The following is a 15,373-nucleotide window of genomic DNA, read 5'->3' on the forward strand; positions in this document are numbered from 1 at the left end:
GGCGGGGAGCACAGGGCGGGACCTTGATGGTTTCGGTACTTTTCACAACTTCTTCGTTCGGGCGGATATGCTCTGCCGCGATATCCCAGTCGATCGGCCCATGGATCGCATTCCCCAGCTTCTGGAACAGGACGAATCCATGCGCTTGGAAGTCAGTACGTTGGCTGAAGGCTTGGGTGTTCCGCTGTCGTTCGGGCACGCCTATCTGACGGTGCTGGTGTGCGTGTCCGGGCGTGCGCGGTTCGCACTGAACTTCCGCGAAGTGGCGGTGCAGCGGCACGACGTACTGGTGCTGGCGGAGGATACGCTGACGCTGCTGCGGCAGCGTTCGCGCGGCTTCCTTGTGGTGGCCTGCCTGGTGCCGAAAGCGCTGGCCTCGGAGGTGGCCTATGTGCTGCCCAATGCACTGTTCAAGTTCCTGCACGAGCACCCTCATTGTGTACCGTCACCGCTGGAGGTGCCGCTGCTGCAGGGTTGGCTGCAGCAGTTGATGGATGCCCAGCACAACGGTGGCCGCCATCGGCAAGTGATGCTGCGCAACCTGCTGCAGACCTTTTTCCTGAAGTTCGCCACATTGCTCCCGGCATACTACGAGGCGGCGCCGCAGGTCGGCCGGCGCGAGCGCCTGGCCTGGAGCTTCTGGGAGCTGGTCGGACAGCGCAGCACGCGCCAACGCGACGTGCAGTCCTACGCCGAGGCGCTGTGCATTACCCCGTTCTATCTCTCGCAGGTGACCCGGGAGTGCTTCGGCGAAACGCCGAAGGCGTTGATCGACCGCCAGGTGGTGCTGGAGATCAAGGCGCTGCTGAGCTACAGCGAACTGCCGATCGGACGCATCGCCGAACGCCTGTGTTTCGAGGACGCGTCCTACCTGTGCCGCTATTTCCGGCGGCACACCGGCCAATCGCTGACCGGCTACCGCCGGGCGGGGCAGGGCGGTATCAGTGCGATACGAACAAGGGCGCCGGTACTTCGGCAAGCAGATCCTCGGTGACCCCGCCGAGCACGCGCTCGACCACGCGACTGCGGCTGTAGGGCCCCAGCACCAGTAGATCGGCTTCGGCATCAAGTACATGCTGGCGAATGGTGGCAGCTACGCCCCCTTGGCTGGAGCTGATCGCCTGGATCTCAACTTCAACGCCGTGCCGCGCCAGATGCTGGGCCATTTCAGCGCCGGGTGCCGCTTCAGCCTTGGGCGTGTCGACCATCAGCAGGTGCACGGCCTGCGCCCGGGCCAGCAGAGGCAGGGCATCTGCCACCGCACGACGGGCCTGCTTGCTGGCATTCCAGGCCACCACGATACGCCGGCCGACCTGCTCGCCCTTCCAGTGCGGCGGCACCAGCAGCATCGGTACCCCGGTCTGGCGCAGCGTGACCAGTGGATGCCAGCCGGAGGGCGCGCCTGGTGTGTGCGGATAGCCGGCGATGATCAGGTCGCAGTACAGCGACTGCAGCGCCAGGTCGGCGCCACCCAGGTAGTCCGAGACGATGCGCAGTTCGGTGCTGATCTGCAGCGGCTCGGACACGGCACGCAGGTTCTGCATCAGCTGTGCGGTGCAGGCGGCATCCGCGCGGGCCTCGTGGTCCAGCGCGGCGGCGATGCCGGCACCGCGCGCGAAGCCGTTGGCGATGTCGGTGGGATGCAGGGCCGTGGAGACTGCGACCAGATGCGCCTGCTGGGCCTGCGCCAGGTCGGCGGCGATGTTGAGAACGCGGTGCCCGGTGTCGCTGGCGTCGAACAGCACGGCGATATCGCGTAGTGGGTGCAGCATGGCGTTGTCTCCCTCGATGCCTGTGACGCGTTCCCTGCCGTGCACCGACCCGGGTGCACCGGACGCACCGCTGTTGTAGCGCATTCGTGATTCGTGTGAATCATATTTGATTCAGTTTATTAATTGATGATTCATGCTAGCGTGAGGGTCAGCCCACACCCCCTCGCTTTTCATGCGACCTGCCGCAGCACGTACACGACGCGACCTGCCCCATGCGCTGGCGGCCACCCTGGTCAGCCATCCACGCTGCACCCTCAGCGAACTCGCGCGCGGGGCGGGCATCAGCCGCGCGACCCTGTACCGGTTTGCGCCTACCCGGGAGGCGATCGACGAGGCCCTGTTCGCGGCCGGTTTCGAGCGCGTGGAAGCGGCGGCGGCCTGGTTCGACCAGGGCGGTGATGCACGCCACGTGCTGGAGCAGGTCACCGCCACGCTGCTGGCGGACTGGGAGCTGGTGACGCTGCTGTTCGCACGGATGATGGAAGAACAGCAGCGCCTGGGCGACCTGCACCTGCTGCCGGAGCGCTGGGCGCCGATCGGCGAGCGCTTCGAGGCCTTCTTCCTGCGGGGTCAGGCGGCCGGAGAGTTCAACGTCGGTTTCACCGCGGTGTGGCTCGCGGACTTCTACTGGAGCTGTTTCTACGGCATCACCTGGTCACTGGCACGCGGTCGGCTGGCGCCGGCAGCGGCAGCCTCTACGCTGCTGGCGTCGTTCCAGCGGGGGGCGATGATGGGTTGACCGCAGGGGTTTCCTGCGGGGGCGCCGTGGCTTACGCCTGCCTGAGCAGCTGCACCAGTTGGCGCAGGCGATAGGGCTTGGGCAGGAACTCCACCTGCTCGGGCAGCGGCGGCAGCTGCGAACGGGCATAGCCGGACGAGAGGATCATCCGTGCCTGCGGCTGTTCGCGTGCCACATGTTCGCTCAGCTCGATGCCGGACATGCCGTTGGGCATGCTGACGTCGCTGAACACCACGTCGAAACGTGCTTCGCCCTTGAGCAGTTCCGCCGCCTCGTGGCCATCGGCGGTCGTGGCCACATCGATGCCGAGGTCGCGCAGGGCCAGGCCGATCATTTCACGCAGATCGGTCTGGTCTTCCACCATCAGTACGCGGATCGGGTCATCGGTCATCGGCAGGGTCCTCCATTGCGGGTAGCAGCAGGCTGACCGTGGTGCCGACACCGGGCGTGGTGGACACGTCGACGAAGCCGCCGCTCTGGGTAGTGAATCCGAACACCTGGCTCAGGCCCAGGCCGCTGCCTTTGCCGATGTCCTTGGTGGTGAAGAAGGGCTCGGTGGCCCGTTCGGCGATATCGGCCGCCATCCCGTGGCCTTCATCGCAGACGCTGAGGGTGACATAGCCACGTTGCAGCGTGGAGTCCGCGTCCGGGTCGAGGCGATGCTCCAGCGCGGTGCCGATCAGGATGCGACCGCCTTCAAGGGTAGCATCGGCGGCATTGGCGACCAGATTGGCCAGCGCCGTCTGCAGCTGCGCCGCATCGGTGTTGACCGCAGGCAGGCCGGGTGCCAGCTGGGCATCCAGCATCACCGTGGACGGGCAGGCGCGTTGCAGGTCCGGCAGCCACTGCTGTATCAACACGTTGATATCCAGTGGTTCGCGGATCAGGGTCTGGCCAGTGCTGAACGCCAGCAGCTGGCGGGTCAGCAGCGCACCACGATCGGTCGCGCTCTGCGCAGCATCGAGCAGCTCGGCGGCGCGCGCATCGTCACCGCCAACGCGCAGGGACAGCAGGTCCAGTGCGTTGCCGATGGTGGTCAGCAGGTTGTTGAACTCGTGCGACAGGCCGCGGCTGAGTCGGCCGACGGTCTCGAACTGTTGGGTATTGCGCAGCGCTCGTTGGGCATCACGCAGCAGGCGCTGTGCCTGCCACTGCTCGGTGATGTCGCGGGTGATCTTGACGAAGCCGAGCAGCTCACCCGCTTCAACCACCGGCTCGATGACAACACTGGCACGGAATGACGAGCCATCGCGGCGTACCCGCCAGCCCTCATTGGCAACGTGGCCATGCTGCGCTGCATGACGGAGCAGGCGTTGCGGTTCTCCTGCCTCGCGGTCGGCGGCCAGGTAGAAGCGACCAAAGTGGGTGCCCACCACTTCATCGGCTGAATAGCCCTTGATGCGCTCCGCACCAGGGTTCCAGCTGCAGACGATGCCATCAGGATCAAGCAGGTACAGCGCATGGTCGCGCACGCTGTCGATCAGCAGTCGCAGTTGGCGGGAAGGGTCCGTCAGCACGGACGTCGTAGAGGCGGCAGCGTCCACGTAAAAATAAGTGTTACCCCTGTGAGGGACGTGAAGCTAGGCATTCAAGTGTGAAGGAGGCGTGGAGGCGGGACACGTGCCATTTGTCCTGTGCGGCTGAATACGACACGGAGTACCATCACCCACCCTTTTTGTTCTGGAACCGACCTGCATGCGTCCTGGTGCGACTACGCGTGACCGCTGGATCTGGATGACGTCCGCCGTGCTACTGGCTGCGACCATCGCATTGGAGCTGGTGGTACCGCTCGGTTATGCAGTATGGCTGGCGTATTTCCTGGCCGTGGGCGTCACGGTGTTCCAGCGCAGTGCGCGCGCGCCGTTCATCGTGGCTGTGCTCGCCTGCGTCCTGCTGGTCATCGGTTTCAACATCGCCCCGGCCAGCTCGAACTCGGCGTTCTCGCTGGTCAACCGAAGCATCGGTGGTTGTGCGTTCCTGATGATCGCGCTGATCGTCTCCCGCGCGATCCAGGCACGCCGGGACGCAATGCGGGCGTTGTGGCTGCAGGAGGCCGAGAACGCGGTAGCGATGAGCCTGCGCGGCGACCTCGGCCCGGAGCAGATTGCCGAGGCGGCAGCCACCAGCCTGGGCGCGCAACTGGAGGCCGACGTCGGCGCCGTGTACCGGCTGGAAGGCGGACGACTGCAGCTGACCGGCGGCCTGGCGTTGCCGTCCGGCATGCCGGCGTCGCTGGCATTGCAGGAGGGCGTGGCCGGGCAGGTGGCGCGGGATGAGTGCATCCGTCACCTGGAGGGCAGCGACGATGCCGTACTTGAACTGCAGACCAGCCTGGGGCGGTTGCCGGTGCGCGAGCGCATCCTGGCGCCGATCAGCAGTGACGGCACCGTGGTAGGCATCGTCGAGCTGGGACGCGCCCGGGCGGGTGCGCAGCGCGACCTGGATCGCGAGCTGCTGGAGCGCTGCGCCGAGACCATCGGCATGGCGCTGCGTGCATCGCTGCTGCGCGCACAACTGGTGGTGCTGCTGGAGGAATCGCAGCGCCAGGGCGAGGAGCTGCAGGCCCAGCAGGAAGAGCTGCGCGTGGCCAATGAGGAACTGGAAGAGCAGAGCCGCAGCCTGCTGCAGTCGCAGAGCCATCTGGAAGAACAGCAGGCCGAGCTGGAACAGAGCAACGTCCAGCTGGAAGAGCGGACCCACGAGCTGGAGGCGCAGAAGCAGGCACTGCTGGTCGCGCAGAGCCAGCTGGTGCGCAACAGCAACGAACTGGCCGCGACATCGCGCTACAAGTCCGAGTTCCTGGCCAACATGTCGCACGAACTGCGCACGCCGCTGAACAGCTCGCTGATCCTGGCCAAGCTGCTGGCCGACAACAAGGACGGCACGCTCACCGAAGAACAGGTGAAGTATGCGCGTGCGATCCTGTCGTCCAACAACGATCTGCTGGCGCTGATCAACGACATCCTGGACCTGTCGCGCATCGAGGCCGGCCACGTCGAGCTGGCCGATGAAGTGGTGGTGACCGACAGCGTGCTGCAGCGCCTGCGCGAGACTTTCGAGCCGATGGCGCGGCAGAAGGGCCTGGCCCTGCAGATCGAGGCCGACGCGCTGGCGCCGAGCCAGCTGATGGTCGACAGCCAGCGACTGCAGCAGATCCTGAAGAACCTGCTGGCCAATGCGGTGAAGTTCACCGAGCATGGAAAGGTCAGCCTGCACGTGCGCGCGGCCGGCCAGGGGCGCATCCGTTTCGAGGTCTGCGACAGCGGTATCGGCATTGCCCGCGAGCAGCTGCAGGTCATCTTCGAAGCCTTCCGCCAGGCCGATGGCAGCACCCGTCGCCGCTACGGTGGCACCGGCCTGGGGCTGTCGATCTCGCGCGATCTGGCCGAGCGCATGGGCGGCAGCATCCAGGTCGACAGCGAACCGGGCCGTGGCAGCTGCTTCATTCTGGAACTGCCGTTGCAGGGCGCGCCCGCGTCGAGCGCCGCGGACATCGCCGCAGCCCCCGTGGCCTCGCCGGTCGCGGCCGCTGTGCCGGCGATGCAGGTGCCAGCAAGGGCTCCGGTGGCGCCGACGACGACGGTGCCCAGCGTGGCCGACGACCGCGGTCGTCGCCAGCACCCGGGCCGCCTGATCCTGGCCGTCGAGGACGACGCCACGTTCGCCGAAGCGCTGGTGGCCCTGGCCCATGAACTGGATTTCGACTGCGTGGTGGCCGGGACGGCCGAAGAGGCGCTGGCCCTGGCCGGCGAACTGCGACCGAACGGCATCCTGCTCGATATCGGCCTGCCGGACGTGTCCGGCCTGAGCGTGCTGGAGCGCCTGAAGCGCAACCCCGATACCCGCCATATTCCTGTGCACGTGGTCTCGGCAACGGACCGCAGCCAGGTGGCGCGCGAGCTTGGCGCGATCGGGTTTGCGATCAAGCCGACCACGCGCGAGCGCCTGGTAAGCGCCATCGAGCAGCTGGAACAGACCAGCCAGCGCGACGTGCGGCGCCTGCTGATCGTCGAGGACGACAGCGAGCTGCGCCACAACCTGGAACTGCTGCTGGGCCGTGATCAGCTGCAGATCGTCGCCGTGGGAACGCTTGCTGGCGCGCTGGAGCAGCTCAGCACGGTCACCTTTGATTGCATGGTGATGGACCTGTCACTGCCTGACGGCAGCGGCTACGACCTGCTCGAACACATGGCCGGCAACGATGACGTCGGCTTCCCGCCGGTGATCGTCTATACCGGTCGCGCGCTCGGTCGCGAGGAAGAACAGCGCCTGCGCCGCTATTCCAAGAGCATCATCATCAAGGGCGCACGTTCGCCCGAACGCCTGCTGGATGAAGTCACCCTGTTCCTGCACAGCGTGGAAGCCAGCCTGCCCACCGACCAGCAGCGCCTGCTGCGCGAGGCGCGCCGTCGCGACACCGTGCTCGATGGACGCACCGTACTGCTGGCCGAGGACGACGTGCGCAACATCTTTGCGCTGTCCAGCGTGCTCGAGCCGCTGGGCGTGACGCTGGAGATCGCGCGCAATGGGCAGGAGGCAGTGGACCGCCTGGCCGAGCGCGAAGTCGACCTGGTGCTGATGGACATCATGATGCCGGAGAAGGATGGCCTGGCCGCGATGCGCGAGATCCGCGCGCAGCGTCACCTGCAGGACCTGCCGATCATCGCGCTGACTGCCAAGGCCATGCCTGACGACCGTGAGCGTTGCCTGCAGGCGGGCGCCAACGATTACATCGCCAAGCCCATCGACGTCGACAAGCTGGTCTCGCTGTGCCGGGTCTGGTGCTCGCGGCAATGAACGAACAGGCGCTGTTCGACCTCGAACTGAAGGTCCTGCTGGAGGCGCTGTACCAGCGCTACCACTACGATTTCCGCAGCTATGCGGTGTCGTCGCTGCGCCGACGCATGCGCCAGGCGATGCAGCGCTATGAGTGCGAGCGGCTGGTCGACCTGCAGTACCGGCTGCTGCACGAGCCGGACCTGTTCGCCCAGGCCATGCAGTTCTTCACCGTGCAGGTCTCGGAGATGTTCCGTGACCCTGCGTATTTCCGTGAGCTGCGCGAGCAGGTGGTGCCAGTGCTGCGTACCTATCCCTCGGTGAAGCTGTGGGTGGCCGGCTGCAGCACGGGCGAGGAAGTGTGGTCGCTGGCGATCCTGCTGCATGAGGAAGGCCTGCTCGAGCGCAGCATCGTCTATGCCACCGACATCAATCCGGCCGCACTGGCCACCGCCGAGGCGGGCGCCTATGGCATCGACCGGATGGCCCAGTTCAGCCGCAACTACCTGGCCGCCGGTGGCACCGCGTCGCTGTCGGACTACTACGCTACCGCCTACGATGGTGCGGTGTTCGACCGCCAACTGCGCCGCAACGTGGTGTTCGCCGACCACAGCCTGGCCACCGATACCGTGTTCTCCGAAGTGCACCTGGTGTCGTGCCGCAACGTGCTGATCTATTTCAACCGCGACCTGCAGGATCGTGCCGTCGGCCTGTTCCGCGAAGCGCTGGTGCACCGGGGCTTCCTTGGCCTGGGCAGCAAGGAGTCGCTGCAGTTCGGGTGCCACCACGATGCCTTCGAGGTCTGTTCGCGAGAGCACCGCCTGTACCGGAAGGTGGCCTGATGACGCTGCCGGTGCGTCCGGCCGTGCTGGTGATCGGCGCGTCCGCCGGTGGCGTGGCGGCCCTGCAGGCGGTGCTCGGTGCACTGCCGGCGAAGCTGCCGGTACCGGTACTGGCCGTGCTGCACCTGCCGCGTGACCGTACCAGCCGCATCGCCGAGGTGCTGGCGCCGTACTGCGCGTTGCCGGTGCGCGAAGCCGAAGACAAGCAGCCGTTGCAGCCGGGCACGGTGACGTTCGCGCCGCCGGATTACCACCTGCTGGTGGAGGACGAGGGGGCGGTGGCGTTGTCGGTGGATGCACCGGTGCTGTTTTCCCGTCCGGCCATCGATCCGCTGTTCGACTCCGCTGCGGCGGTGTTCGGCGCGCAGGTATTGGCCCTGCTGCTGACCGGTGCCAGCAGTGATGGCAGCGAGGGCGTTGCCGCCGTGCGCCGTGCCGGTGGCCATGCCTGGCTGCAATGTCCCGAGGAAGCCGAGGCGTCGATGATGCCCGCTTCCGCCCTGCAGTACGCCGGCGCCGATGCCGTGCTGCCCCTTGAACTGATGTGTCGCCGCCTGAAGGAGTTGTTTGCATGAACCTGTTGCCACCGGAACCTGCGCAGTCGCGGACCCCGGTCAACCTGCTGATCGTCGATGACGTGCCGCAGAACCTGGTAGCCATGCAGGCCCTGCTGCAGCGCGAAGGGGTCAACCTGCTGCTGGCCGGCTCGGGCGCGCAGGCACTGGAGCTGCTGCTGGAGCACGAAGTAGCGCTGGCCCTGCTTGACGTGCACATGCCGGAGATCGATGGCTTCACCCTGGCCGAACTGATGCGCGGTTCGCATCGCAGCCGCGACGTGCCGATCATCTTCCTGACCGCCTCTCCGGATGATCCCCTGCGCGTGTTCAAGGGCTACGAAAGCGGTGCGGTCGATTTCCTGCACAAGCCGGTGGCGCCGCAGGTGATCCTGAGCAAGGTCAACGTCTTCATCGAGCTGTACCAGCAGCGGCAGCTGCTGAAGGCGCGCAACGAGGCACTGGAGCGCGCGCTGAAGCTCAACGAGACGATGGCTGCCGTTTTGACCCACGACCTGCGCACGCCGTTGTCGGCGATCCTGCTGTGTGCCGACAAGCTGGCGCTGGAGCTTCCGGAAGACAACGCAGGCGCGCAGCAGACCCTGCAGTACCTGGAAGCCAGCACCCTGCGGATGGCGCGGATGGTCGAGCAGCTGCTGGATTTTTCGCGGATCCGCAGCGGTGGCCTGAGGCTGGAGGCAAGTGCCTGCGATCTGGCCGACGTGACGCGCGCGGTAGTCGCCGAGGCGGGCAGCGCGCATGGGGCGGACCGGATCCACCTGGACCTGCAGGGAGACACGCGGCTGCAGGGCGATCTGGATCGCCTTGGCCAGGTCGCCGCCAACCTGGTCGGCAATGCGCTGACCCATGGCAGCGAGGCGAGGGTGGAGGTGGATGGGCGCGACCCGCGCGGCGTACTGCTGCGGGTCAGCAACGCCGGCCGGATCGATGACGCGCTGTTGCCGCGACTGTTCGAACCGTTCAAGGCCAGCTTCCACCAGAGCAAGGGCCTGGGCCTGGGCCTGTACATCGTCGATCAGTTCGTCCGCGCGCACGGCGGGCGCATTGCGGCCCGCAACGAAGCGGGCCAGGTGGTGTTCGAGGCAATGCTGCCACGACGCTGCGACGGCACGGTCTTGGCGGCAACCTGAACGCTTCGGCCAGCGTTCCGGCGGACTGAGACGGACTGGTCCGCAACTGCCAGCGTGGGTGCCTATTCTCGCCAGCTTTCCTGCAGTGACTGGTCCGGATTCTCCCGGCGCCTGCAGGGCGATCGTTCGGCACCGACGCCAGTGGACCTGCTCGATCAGGTGGTGCAGCCGGCGCTGCACGCAGGCTGATGGTCTGCGCCGGATTCAGCGCGAAGCAGCACCGCAGTACGCCGCATGCAGCGCCTGCAGCACGCCCAGTGCGGGCCCTTCAAGAACCCGGTAGTGGATCGCCTGCGCTTCGCGCCGGGTCGCCACGATATCCAGTCCGCGCAGCACCGCCAGATGCTGTGACAACGCCGATGCGCTCAGGCCGGTCAGTGCCTGCAGTTCCGGTACCGGCGCTTCACCTTCCACCAGGCGGCACAGCACCCGCAGCCGGGCCGGGTGGGCCAGGCTTTTGAGCAGCGTGGCTGCCTGCGACGCGTGTCCGGCCATCGCGGCGCTGTCGAGCTGGGTCCGGGCCATGGTTGACCATTTTGTTTAGGATGATCTAATTTAGAATAATCTAAACAAATGGGCAATCCCATGTACGGCAGCGAGGAGGGCAGGGCATGAACCTGCCATGGAGTGCGGCGGCAGGTGGTGCGTTGATCGGCACCGCCGCGGTGCTGTTGTTCGCCACCATCGGACGCGTGGCGGGCATCAGCGGCATCACCGCAGGCAGCCTGCGGGCAGGCAAGGGCGAGCGTGCCTGGCGCTGGGCCTTCCTGGCCGGCCTGACAGCATCGGCGGGGCTGGTGCTGTGGTGGCAATCGGTGCCCGAGGCATCGCCGCGTGCGCTGCTGCGTGATGCGCTGCCGGCATGGCAGTTGATGGGAGCCGGCCTGCTGGTCGGCTTCGGTACGCGGCTGGGCAATGGCTGCACCAGCGGTCACGGTGTGTGCGGCATGGCCCGCGGTTCGAAGCGATCGCTGGCGGCTGTGCTGGTGTTCATGGCCTGCGCGATGCTGACCACCTTCCTGGTCCGTCATGGCGGAGGCCCAACATGAGCCGCGCAGTCTGGGCCGCCGGCGCGGCGGGCGCATTGTTTGGCATGGGGTTGGCACTTTCGGGAATGACCGACGCGCGTCGTGTCCTCGGCTTCCTCGACATCACCGGTGACTTCGATCCCACGCTGCTGTGGGTGCTGGGCTCGGCGCTGCTGGTCAGCGCGATCGGGCAGCGGTGGGTGTTGCGGCGACAGCAGCCGCTGTACGCAGACCGCTTCCGGCTGCCTGTTACCCGGCGTGTGGATGCTCGCCTGCTGCTGGGTGCCGCGCTGTTCGGGATCGGCTGGGGTTGGGCGGGCTATTGCCCAGGACCGGCCATCGCCGGGGTGGTCGTGGCGTCGCGCGAAGCCCTGTGGTTCGTGCCTTCGATGCTTGCAGGATTCTGGCTGCACGACCGCTTCGTCCGTTGAGGCTTTCACCCCTGTCTCACCCTGCCTGGGGTCCTATCTTCGGATCACGGGGAAAAGGAGTGCAACGACATGGCACGGATGAAGTGGATGGGAAGGGGAATGCTGGCGGTCGCGCTGGCCGCAGCCGTGGCACCGGCACTGGCCTGCACGCGCGCGGTGTACCTGGGTGACAACGGCGATGTGATCACCGCGCGCTCGATGGACTGGAAGGTCGATGTGGCGACCAACCTCTACATACTGCCGCGCGGCATTGCGCGCACCGGCCAGGCCGGCCCGAAGTCGCTGGCGTGGACCGCGCGCTACGGCTCGGTGGTGGCCACCGGCTACGACGTGTCGACCACCGATGGCATGAACGAAAAGGGCCTGGTGGCCAACCTGCTGTGGCTGGTCGAATCGGAGTATCCGCAGCAGCGTGGCAACAAGCCGGGCCTGGCGATTTCGCTGTGGGCGCAGTATGTGCTGGACAACTTCGCTACCGTGGAAGAGGCGGTCACCGCGTTGAAGCGCGAGCCGTACTCGATCGTCACCGACAAGGTGCCCGGTGAAGATCGGCAGGCGACGCTGCACCTGTCGCTGTCCGATGCCAGCGGCGACAGTGCCATCGTCGAGTACATCGGCGGCCGCCAGGTGATCCACCATGACCGGCGCTACCAGGTAATGACCAATTCGCCGATCTTCGAGCAGCAGCTGGCGCTCAACAGCTACTGGCAGCAGATCGGCGGCACGGTGATGCTGCCGGGCACCAACCGCTCTGCTGACCGCTTCGCGCGCGCCTCGTTCTACATCAACGCCATTCCCAAGGCCGAGGATCCGGTGGAGGCCCTGGCCAGTGTGTTCAGCGTGATCCGCAACGCGTCGGTGCCGTATGGCATCACCACGCCGGGTGAGCCGAACATCTCATCCACGCGCTGGCGCACCGTGGCCGACCACAAGCGGCGGCTGTACTTCTTCGAATCGGCATTGACCCCGAACACCTTCTGGGTCGATCTGAACAAGGTCGATTTCGCCGGCAAGGTGCTCAAGCTCGACCTCGGCAAGGACCAGCGCAATACCTTCGCCGGTGATGCACTGGGCCAGTTCGTGCCCAGCGCACCGTTCGCCTTCCTCGGCGTCGACGGTTAGTTCGACGCCTGGCTGGAGGCCGGGTAGACCGCCTGGATCGTGCAGCTGCCGCGGGTGTACTGCGGCAGCGGGGCGATGCCTTCACCGCGCAGATCGTCTGTCTCGAATTCGGCAGTCATGATCCGATCGCCGGGATTGCCACAGATCAGGCCGTTCTGCAGGCCCGAGTGGAAGCTCAGCTGCGGCGCGCGGTCGAGCTGGCGGCAGTGGCTGCCGAGTTCGACCCGGTAGTAGCGATGGCCGCCATTGCGGCGCGGATTGGTCTCCACCAGCATGCCCTGCGGGTCGGATGACCAGGCACGCACGTTGCGCGTGGCAAAGCAGTAGGACGGTGAGCCGCCGAAGCTGCGACGCACCTCCTTGCGTTCGCGGATGGTCACGGCAGGTAGGGTAGCGGTGCGCAGGCGGTCGCTGTCGCGGGCGACGCTGGCATAGTCGCGATTCTGCAGCGGAGTGACCGCGCTGATGGTGCATCGGCGGCCGTCGACCACGACGCGTTCGCTGGGGCGGCCGCAGGCCCAGCCGGCGGGGGCTTCCAGTTTCAGCGAAGTGGCACCGCGGACGCCGGGACAATCTTCGTTGAAGTCGATCCGAAAGGCCTGGCCGGAGGCGGCGCGCAGTGCAATCGAGCGCGGTGATGCCTGCTCCACTTCCTGTACGCCGACAGCGTCCATGCAGTGCGGAGCGGGTGGCGTACGCTCCTGTGCGGAGACCGAAGCGGCGAGCGCCAGGCCGAGGCCGGTGGCGAGCGCCAGGGACACCTGCTGATGGGTCATGTCCTGCACTCCCTGCGTTGGATGACGGATCGACTATAGCAACGGTTTGCACGGCCGTTGTTACACGCGCACACTGCCCGGATGGGCGCCATCTTCCATCTGCGGCACTACGGCCAGGCCACCGGCCTGGACCGCCATGACTACGCGCAGTGGGTGCTGCCAGTGCAGGGTGAACTGCAGTTCGAAATGGAAGGTCGCGGAGGTCGGCTGGACGTGCTGCAGGGGGCATTCGTGGCCGCCGGTGAGGCGCATGACCAGATGGCTGATGGTCCCAATGGTTTCGTGATCGTTGACTGTCCTCCGGGCGTACTTGATGACGGCACGCAGGAGCATCTGTGCCGGCAGCGCTGGCTGCATCTGCCGCTGGCATTGCGCCGACGCCTGGCTGAGGTGCAGGCAGGGCAGTCAATGCCGGCGCTGCTGCCGCAGTTGCTGCAGGTATTTGCACCTGCCGGCAGTGGCGCGCGCATGCAGGGTCTGTGTGCGGCGGTGCAGGCCGACCCCGGGCAGGCGTGGCCGGTGGCGCGCATGGCGGGGTTCGTCGGGGTCAGCGAGAGCCGTTTGCATGCGCTGTTCCGGCAGGAGTTCGGGCTCAGCCCGCAGGCCTGGCTCAGTGCAAGCCGGTTGCGTTGGGCCAAGCACCAGCTGCGCACCAGCGTGGCGCCGATCAGCGATATCGCGCTGGCCGCGGGCTATTCCGAGCAGAGCGCACTGACCCGTGCGCTGCGCCGCGAGTGCGGCCAGACTCCCGCAGCGTGGCGCCGGGGCGCCGGACTGTAGGGTCGAGCCACGCTCGGCTTTTGCGCACGCGCGGCCGGTCAGGGCAATAGCCTCGGTCAAGAGCGCCCGCTGGCCAGCGCTTACACTGCGCGGCCTGTTCTCTCCCCCCGAAGAACCCGAATGCGCAACAACCCGATGGCCCTGGGCATCGCCAATGGCGTTGCCGCTGGCGCGCTGTGGGGCGTGGTCTTCCTCGCGCCCGCCGTGCTGCAGTCGTTCAACGCCCTGCAATTGTCGGCCGGCCGCTATCTGGTCTACGGCCTGATCGCCGTAGTACTGCTGCTCCCGCGCTGGAAGCGGCTGGCACCCCAGCTGGGTCGCACCGAATGGATCGGGCTGCTGTGGCTGAGCCTGGCCGGGAACCTGGTGTACTTCCTGCTGCTGGCCACGGCGGTGCAGTGGGCTGGCGGTGCGGCGGCGTCGCTGATTGTCGGCCTGATTCCGGTGGTGGTCACCCTGGTCGGCGTGCGCGAACAGGGTGCAGTGCCTTTGAAACAGCTGCTGCCGGCACTGGGCCTGTGCGTGCTGGGCGTGGCCCTGGTTGGTTGGGAAGCACTGATGTCCGAGCACCTGGCAACCCCGTGGCGGCAGCGCCTGATCGGCCTGCTGTGCGCGTTCGGCGCGCTGTTCTCGTGGGCGTTGTACTCGATCGGCAACAGCCGCTGGCTGGCGCGTCGACCGGACTTGTCCAGCCACGACTGGTCGCTGCTGACCGGCGTCACCACCGGCGGCCTGGCCCTGCTGCTGGTGCCGATGGCCTTCATCGGCCACACCAGCGGGCACACGGCGGCGCAGTGGAGTGGTTTCTGGGCAATCAGTGCCGGTGTGGCGGTGGTGGCCTCGATCCTCGGCAATGCGTTCTGGAACCGCGCCAGCCGCCTGCTGCCGCTGACCCTGACCGGCCAGATGATCGTGTTCGAGACGCTGTTCGCGCTGGCGTATGCCTTCGCCTGGCAGCAGCGCTGGCCTTCGCTGCTGGAAGCGCTGGCGATCGTGTTCCTGGTGGCCGGCGTGATGCTGTGCGCGCATGCCCATCGCAGTCCACGGGCGATCGCCGAACATGCCGGCTGAATGCGTGCGTCAAGCGTGCTGATGCTGCCTTGGTCTCAGATGCAACCAAATGCCGGCACGTTGAGCGATGATCGCGGCACTGGTTTTTTGCATCGCAGCACTTGACAGCAGGCCGGCGCACAGTGTTTTCTGTGCGTCATGGTTCTTGATGCCGCCCACGCCAGCCTGATCGCTCCCGCTACCGCGGGCCGTTCGACTGCGCCGGTCGCCACCACCACCATTACCACCACCACCGTCACCACTGCCCTGGTGCGGCCCGTCGTCTTCGTGTAACTCCCGAAAACCACGGCCCCGCACCATACAGGTGGCGGGGAAACTCGACACCTGCATG

General features: G+C 66.7%; 18 protein-coding genes. 12 read left to right on the forward strand and 6 right to left on the reverse strand.

Annotated elements, in window-relative coordinates; translation table 11 throughout:
• Window positions 1-100: 100 nt before the first annotated feature.
• Complete coding sequence (locus AC5P67_RS13065; protein WP_171968967.1) at window positions 101-994, forward strand: AraC family transcriptional regulator; 894 nt, start codon at window positions 101-103, stop codon at window positions 992-994.
• Here the strand turns inward: AC5P67_RS13065 and AC5P67_RS13070 are convergent.
• Complete coding sequence (locus tag AC5P67_RS13070; RefSeq protein WP_111193875.1) at window positions 942-1,772, reverse strand: universal stress protein; 831 nt, start codon at window positions 1,770-1,772, stop codon at window positions 942-944. The genes AC5P67_RS13065 and AC5P67_RS13070 overlap by 53 nt on opposite strands.
• 172 nt (window positions 1,773-1,944) lie before the next feature.
• Between AC5P67_RS13070 and AC5P67_RS13075 the strand changes: the two genes are divergently transcribed.
• Complete coding sequence (locus tag AC5P67_RS13075; protein WP_005409404.1) at window positions 1,945-2,511, forward strand: TetR/AcrR family transcriptional regulator; 567 nt, start codon at window positions 1,945-1,947, stop codon at window positions 2,509-2,511.
• 31 nt (window positions 2,512-2,542) lie between these two features.
• Here AC5P67_RS13075 and AC5P67_RS13080 read toward each other — a convergent pair whose 3' ends face one another.
• Both AC5P67_RS13080 and AC5P67_RS13085 read right to left on the reverse strand, forming a co-directional pair.
• Entirely contained in the window at window positions 2,543-2,902 is a 360-nt protein-coding gene (locus AC5P67_RS13080; protein ID WP_005409405.1) for a response regulator, read from the reverse strand.
• Window positions 2,892-4,055: a two-component system sensor histidine kinase NtrB gene (locus AC5P67_RS13085; protein WP_425519437.1), complete on the reverse strand. Its 1,164-nt coding sequence runs from the start codon at window positions 4,053-4,055 to the stop codon at window positions 2,892-2,894. The genes AC5P67_RS13080 and AC5P67_RS13085 overlap by 11 nt, the downstream gene beginning before the upstream one ends.
• 151 nt (window positions 4,056-4,206) lie before the next feature.
• Between AC5P67_RS13085 and AC5P67_RS13090 the strand changes: the two genes are divergently transcribed.
• The 5 genes from AC5P67_RS13090 to AC5P67_RS13110 are packed head-to-tail and all read left to right on the forward strand — an operon-like array spanning window position 4,207 to window position 10,023.
• Window positions 4,207-7,308, forward strand: a complete 3,102-nt coding sequence (locus AC5P67_RS13090; protein WP_043035067.1) for a hybrid sensor histidine kinase/response regulator — start codon at window positions 4,207-4,209, stop codon at window positions 7,306-7,308.
• Window positions 7,305-8,129 carry a CheR family methyltransferase gene (locus tag AC5P67_RS13095; RefSeq protein WP_005409408.1) on the forward strand — a complete coding sequence of 275 codons (825 nt, stop codon included), beginning with the start codon at window positions 7,305-7,307 and terminating at the stop codon, window positions 8,127-8,129. Before AC5P67_RS13090 ends, AC5P67_RS13095 begins: the two co-directional genes overlap by 4 nt.
• Complete coding sequence (locus tag AC5P67_RS13100; protein ID WP_005409409.1) at window positions 8,129-8,704, forward strand: chemotaxis protein CheB; 576 nt, start codon at window positions 8,129-8,131, stop codon at window positions 8,702-8,704. Before AC5P67_RS13095 ends, AC5P67_RS13100 begins: the two co-directional genes overlap by 1 nt.
• Window positions 8,701-9,834: a hybrid sensor histidine kinase/response regulator gene (locus AC5P67_RS13105; protein ID WP_043035068.1), complete on the forward strand. Its 1,134-nt coding sequence runs from the start codon at window positions 8,701-8,703 to the stop codon at window positions 9,832-9,834. Before AC5P67_RS13100 ends, AC5P67_RS13105 begins: the two co-directional genes overlap by 4 nt.
• A gap of 54 nt (window positions 9,835-9,888) precedes the next feature.
• On the forward strand, window positions 9,889-10,023 hold the full coding sequence (locus AC5P67_RS13110) for a hypothetical protein (protein ID WP_005413152.1): 135 nt from the start codon (window positions 9,889-9,891) through the stop codon (window positions 10,021-10,023).
• A gap of 15 nt (window positions 10,024-10,038) precedes the next feature.
• Here the strand turns inward: AC5P67_RS13110 and AC5P67_RS13115 are convergent, their stop codons facing one another.
• Window positions 10,039-10,359 carry an ArsR/SmtB family transcription factor gene (locus AC5P67_RS13115; RefSeq protein WP_087803408.1) on the reverse strand — a complete coding sequence of 107 codons (321 nt, stop codon included), beginning with the start codon at window positions 10,357-10,359 and terminating at the stop codon, window positions 10,039-10,041.
• A gap of 86 nt (window positions 10,360-10,445) precedes the next feature.
• Between AC5P67_RS13115 and AC5P67_RS13120 the strand changes: the two genes are divergently transcribed.
• The 3 genes from AC5P67_RS13120 (at window position 10,446) to AC5P67_RS13130 (ending at window position 12,415) form a co-directional block, all read left to right on the forward strand.
• Window positions 10,446-10,883: a YeeE/YedE family protein gene (locus AC5P67_RS13120; RefSeq protein ID WP_111687203.1), complete on the forward strand. Its 438-nt coding sequence runs from the start codon at window positions 10,446-10,448 to the stop codon at window positions 10,881-10,883.
• Entirely contained in the window at window positions 10,880-11,293 is a 414-nt protein-coding gene (locus AC5P67_RS13125) for a DUF6691 family protein (RefSeq protein ID WP_024956887.1), read from the forward strand. Before AC5P67_RS13120 ends, AC5P67_RS13125 begins: the two co-directional genes overlap by 4 nt.
• A 69-nt stretch (window positions 11,294-11,362) precedes the next feature.
• Window positions 11,363-12,415: a linear amide C-N hydrolase gene (locus AC5P67_RS13130; RefSeq protein ID WP_099524042.1), complete on the forward strand. Its 1,053-nt coding sequence runs from the start codon at window positions 11,363-11,365 to the stop codon at window positions 12,413-12,415.
• Here AC5P67_RS13130 and AC5P67_RS13135 read toward each other — a convergent pair.
• Complete coding sequence (locus AC5P67_RS13135; protein ID WP_099473053.1) at window positions 12,412-13,191, reverse strand: DUF6491 family protein; 780 nt, start codon at window positions 13,189-13,191, stop codon at window positions 12,412-12,414. The genes AC5P67_RS13130 and AC5P67_RS13135 overlap by 4 nt on opposite strands.
• An 81-nt stretch (window positions 13,192-13,272) precedes the next feature.
• On the opposite strand from AC5P67_RS13135, the gene AC5P67_RS13140 reads away from it, so the two are divergent.
• A complete protein-coding gene (locus AC5P67_RS13140) occupies window positions 13,273-13,971 on the forward strand; it encodes a helix-turn-helix transcriptional regulator (RefSeq protein ID WP_005409417.1) in 699 nt (232 codons plus the stop codon).
• Window positions 13,972-14,091: 120 nt separating this feature from the next.
• Window positions 14,092-15,042: a DMT family transporter gene (locus AC5P67_RS13145; RefSeq protein WP_005409418.1), complete on the forward strand. Its 951-nt coding sequence runs from the start codon at window positions 14,092-14,094 to the stop codon at window positions 15,040-15,042.
• Between the two features lie 9 nt (window positions 15,043-15,051).
• Here the strand turns inward: AC5P67_RS13145 and AC5P67_RS13150 are convergent, their stop codons facing one another.
• On the reverse strand, window positions 15,052-15,372 hold the full coding sequence (locus AC5P67_RS13150; protein ID WP_162292024.1) for a hypothetical protein: 321 nt from the start codon (window positions 15,370-15,372) through the stop codon (window positions 15,052-15,054).
• Window position 15,373: the final 1 nt, after the last annotated feature.

The organism is Stenotrophomonas sp. YJH_SMC_21 (assembly GCF_059369555.1).

Coding starts and splice junctions, on each gene's coding strand:
- AC5P67_RS13065 (WP_171968967.1), top strand. CDS start 101: ATGGATCGCATTCCCCAGCTTCTGGAACAGGACGAATCCATGCGCTTG.
- AC5P67_RS13070 (WP_111193875.1), bottom strand. CDS start 1,772: ATGCTGCACCCACTACGCGATATCGCCGTGCTGTTCGACGCCAGCGAC.
- AC5P67_RS13075 (WP_005409404.1), top strand. CDS start 1,945: ATGCGACCTGCCGCAGCACGTACACGACGCGACCTGCCCCATGCGCTG.
- AC5P67_RS13080 (WP_005409405.1), bottom strand. CDS start 2,902: ATGACCGATGACCCGATCCGCGTACTGATGGTGGAAGACCAGACCGAT.
- AC5P67_RS13090 (WP_043035067.1), top strand. CDS start 4,207: ATGCGTCCTGGTGCGACTACGCGTGACCGCTGGATCTGGATGACGTCC.
- AC5P67_RS13095 (WP_005409408.1), top strand. CDS start 7,305: ATGAACGAACAGGCGCTGTTCGACCTCGAACTGAAGGTCCTGCTGGAG.
- AC5P67_RS13100 (WP_005409409.1), top strand. CDS start 8,129: ATGACGCTGCCGGTGCGTCCGGCCGTGCTGGTGATCGGCGCGTCCGCC.
- AC5P67_RS13105 (WP_043035068.1), top strand. CDS start 8,701: ATGAACCTGTTGCCACCGGAACCTGCGCAGTCGCGGACCCCGGTCAAC.
- AC5P67_RS13115 (WP_087803408.1), bottom strand. CDS start 10,359: ATGGCCCGGACCCAGCTCGACAGCGCCGCGATGGCCGGACACGCGTCG.
- AC5P67_RS13120 (WP_111687203.1), top strand. CDS start 10,446: ATGAACCTGCCATGGAGTGCGGCGGCAGGTGGTGCGTTGATCGGCACC.
- AC5P67_RS13125 (WP_024956887.1), top strand. CDS start 10,880: ATGAGCCGCGCAGTCTGGGCCGCCGGCGCGGCGGGCGCATTGTTTGGC.
- AC5P67_RS13130 (WP_099524042.1), top strand. CDS start 11,363: ATGGCACGGATGAAGTGGATGGGAAGGGGAATGCTGGCGGTCGCGCTG.
- AC5P67_RS13135 (WP_099473053.1), bottom strand. CDS start 13,191: ATGACCCATCAGCAGGTGTCCCTGGCGCTCGCCACCGGCCTCGGCCTG.
- AC5P67_RS13140 (WP_005409417.1), top strand. CDS start 13,273: ATGGGCGCCATCTTCCATCTGCGGCACTACGGCCAGGCCACCGGCCTG.
- AC5P67_RS13145 (WP_005409418.1), top strand. CDS start 14,092: ATGCGCAACAACCCGATGGCCCTGGGCATCGCCAATGGCGTTGCCGCT.
- AC5P67_RS13150 (WP_162292024.1), bottom strand. CDS start 15,372: ATGCAGGTGTCGAGTTTCCCCGCCACCTGTATGGTGCGGGGCCGTGGT.